We start from the raw sequence: 1104 nt of genomic DNA, 5'->3' as shown, positions 1-1104 counted from the left end.
CCACCCCGCCATAAATGACAGGGTGTTGAATTCGGCATGAAGCCTTATCTTTGTAGCTTCTGCAAGATTTAAGTAACTGTGCAAGGCGTCCCTTACATTTACTATTATAATACATTGTACCAGCGTTTGCAACTCTTTTTTTAATATTTTTTAAAATTTGAGTTTTGGTTCGTCACCCTCTTTTTTAATGATATGTTTTTTACCCAAAACATCTGTTTTGACTTTAAAAATAGAGATATTTGATTTATTTAATCCTTTCAAACACCGTCCTCCTTTCGCAACATTTCCAAGTATCGTTATCAATTCTTGTTCTCCATCAAATTTAGCTTTATCATAAGGTTTTAATTCGATATAATGTTTTGCCGTATCATTCCTTGAATTAAATCTAAATAATTTTTGTTCATTGTTTTCTGAATCTTTTATTAATATCAAATCATTTTTATAGAGAGTAAATTTAAATTCAGACTGCTCATCGATACCTTCAATTCTCTTTATAGAATTATACTTCTGATTAGAAATACTATATTTCCCACTACCTTTTTCAAAGGATAAATCAGAATATTTCAAACCCATCAATTCATATTTTTTAGTCTGATGATTAAAATAAACATCTGTCCTCCAAGGCTTAAGTGACTGAAGAACCACTTGATTATCACTACTTTCTGGTGTGATATCAATGTGATTACCTAGTTTATTATCATAGTATTTAAGACTTTTAATTTCTGGACCATTACTTTTTTTACTGTACTTTCGAATAGGCCCATTTTCTTGTCTATATTTCTCAAAAGGATTGCAAGGGATCTCTTTATTTTTATCGTTCAATTCTTTAGAAGGATAGGTTCTTAAAATTTCTTCAATCACTTTTTCAAATGTTTGTGGATCTTTGTGATACATCAAGAATTTACTCTTATCTTTATTATAAATTTTAATGAAAGCATCATATCCTGCTTGACTATAAATATCTTTAATCTTACCTAAAACATAAGTTTCTTCAGACTTCTCTTTATCCAATTTCGCTTTTCTTGTTGCATAAATTGTAGCATCTGAAATTTTTCGATTAAATTTTGAATCTACTTGATAAGAAAATAGAATACTATCCTCAAA

1 pseudogene is annotated in these 1104 nt (G+C 28.9%); it reads right to left on the bottom strand.

The window, feature by feature from the left end:
- Positions 1-150: 150 nt before the first annotated feature.
- Positions 151-1104 (bottom strand): annotated as a pseudogene (locus GMD4S_RS12275) (type II CRISPR RNA-guided endonuclease Cas9); the annotation flags it as partial.

This window comes from Streptococcus sp. GMD4S, assembly GCF_000296955.1.
Note: the sequence above shows the minus strand (reverse complement) of the source record. Positions and strands in the feature narration are given on the sequence as shown.